Here is a 2504-nt window from a genome sequence, read left to right on the forward strand (position 1 = left end):
GGTCAAGTCCTCGACCTATTAGTATCGATAAGCTAAATACATTACTGCACTTACACCTTCGACCTATCAACCAGGTAGTCTTCCTGGGGTCTTACCCTTACGGTGGGAAATCTTATCTTGAAGTTGGCTTCGCGCTTAGATGCTTTCAGCGCTTATCCATTCCGTACATAGCTACCCAGCCATGCCCTTGGCAGAACAACTGGTACACCAGAGGTACGTCCATCCCGGTCCTCTCGTACTAAGGACAGGTCTCCTCAAATTTCCTACGCCTGCGACGGATAGGGACCGAACTGTCTCACGACGTTCTGAACCCAGCTCGCGTACCACTTTAATGGGCGAACAGCCCAACCCTTGGGACCTACTACAGCCCCAGGATGTGATGAGCCGACATCGAGGTGCCAAACCTCCCCGTCGATGTGGACTCTTGGGGGAGATAAGCCTGTTATCCCCAGGGTAGCTTTTATCCGTTGAGCGATGGCCCTTCCATGCGGAACCACCGGATCACTAAGTCCGACTTTCGTCCTTGCTCGACCTGTATGTCTTGCAATCAAGCTTCCTTTTGCCTTTACACTCTTCGCACGATTTCCGACCGTGCTGAGGAAACCTTTGAGCGCCTCCGTTACTTTTTGGGAGGCGACCGCCCCAGTCAAACTGCCCACCTGACGGTGTCCCAAGACCTGATTCAAGGCCTCTGGTTAGGATCCCAGTACTACAAGGGTGGTATCCCAAGGATGACTCCACACAGACTGGCGTCCATGCTTCATAGTCTCCCACCTATCCTGTACATGTAGTACCAAGACCCAACGTCAAGCTACAGTAAAGCTCCATGGGGTCTTTCCGTCCTGTCGCAGGTACCCGGCATCTTCACCGGGATTACAATTTCACCGAGTCTATTGTTGAGACAGTGCCCAAATCGTTACGCCTTTCGTGCGGGTCGGAACTTACCCGACAAGGAATTTCGCTACCTTAGGACCGTTATAGTTACGGCCGCCGTTTACTGGGGCTTAAGTTCACTGCTTCGGATTACTCCTAACAGATCCCCTTAACCTTCCAGCACCGGGCAGGCGTCAGCTCCTATACATCGTCTTGCGACTTAGCAGAAACCTGTGTTTTTGGTAAACAGTCGCTTGGGCCTATTCTCTGCGGCCATCCAATGGATGGCACCCCTTATCCCTAAGTTACGGGGTCATTTTGCCGAGTTCCTTAACAATAGTTCTCTCGCTGGCCTTAGGATACTCTCCTCACCCACCTGTGTCGGTTTACGGTACGGGCACCTTTAACCTCGGTAGAGACTTTTCTCGACAGTGTGAAATCAGCTACTTCGCCCAAAAGGGCTCCCCATCGTACCCTAGCATTATCAAGACGGATTTGCCTATCTTGACTGCCTCAGTACTTAGCCACACATAACCAACAGTGTGGTTAGCTTATCCTACTGTGTCATCCCATTCCTCAAACGGTTATTGGTGGTACAGGAATATCAACCTGTTGTCCATCACCTACGCCTTTCGGCCTCGGCTTAGGTCCCGACTAACCCAGGGCGGACGAACCTTCCCCTGGAAACCTTGGGTTTACGGCCCGTGGGATTCTCACCCACGTCTCGCTACTCATGCCAACATTCTCACTCGTATACTGTCCACATGTCCTTACGGTCATGCTTCAGCCTGCATACGAAGCTCCCCTACCCATCATAAATGATGCCGTAGCTTCGGTAGTACGTTTTAGCCCCGGAAATTTTCGGCGCAGGATCACTCGACCAGTGAGCTATTACGCACTCTTTAAATGAGTGGCTGCTTCTAAGCCAACATCCTGGTTGTCTGTGCAATCCCACATCCTTTACCACTTAACGTACATTTAGGGACCTTAGCTGACGATCTGGGCTGTTGCCCTCTTGACTATGAATCTTATCACCCACAGTCTGACTCCTGAGCAAAAGAAGACGGCATTCGGAGTTTGATAGTCTTCGGTAAGTGCAATACCCCCTAGGACATTCAGTGCTCTACCTCCGTTTCTCTAAGCTCAAGGCTAGCCCTAAAGCTATTTCGGGGAGAACCAGCTATCTCCGGGCTCGATTGGAATTTCACCGCTATCCACAAGTCATCCCCGAGCTTTTCAACGCTCGTGGGTTCGGTCCTCCACGAAATTTTACTTTCGCTTCAACCTGCTCATGGATAGGTCGCCCGGTTTCGGGTCTACGTCAAGTAACTTAAATCGCCCATTTAAGACTCGCTTTCGCTACGGCTCCACACCTTAAGTGCTTAACCTTGCTACTTAACGTAACTCGTTGGCCCGTTCTACAAAAAGTACGCGGTCACACAAGAAATGTGCTCCCACAGCTTGTAAGTGCAGGGTTTCAGGTTCTATTTCACTCCCCTCCCGGGGTTCTTTTCACCTTTCCCTCACGGTACTATGCGCTATCGGTCACTAGGTAGTATTTAGGCTTGGAGGATGGTCCCTCCTGCTTCCCACAGGGTTTCACGTGTCCCGTGGTACTCTGGATCATATCT

1 rRNA gene is annotated in these 2504 nt (G+C 51.1%); it reads right to left on the reverse strand.

Annotated features, from left to right (window positions below):
- Positions 1–2504, reverse strand: a 23S ribosomal RNA gene (locus I1959_RS15140); the annotation flags it as partial.

It is taken from the genome of Romboutsia sp. 1001285H_161024_C4 (assembly GCF_015550185.1).
GTDB classification, from domain to species: Bacteria; Bacillota; Clostridia; order Peptostreptococcales; family Peptostreptococcaceae; genus Romboutsia_C; species Romboutsia_C hominis.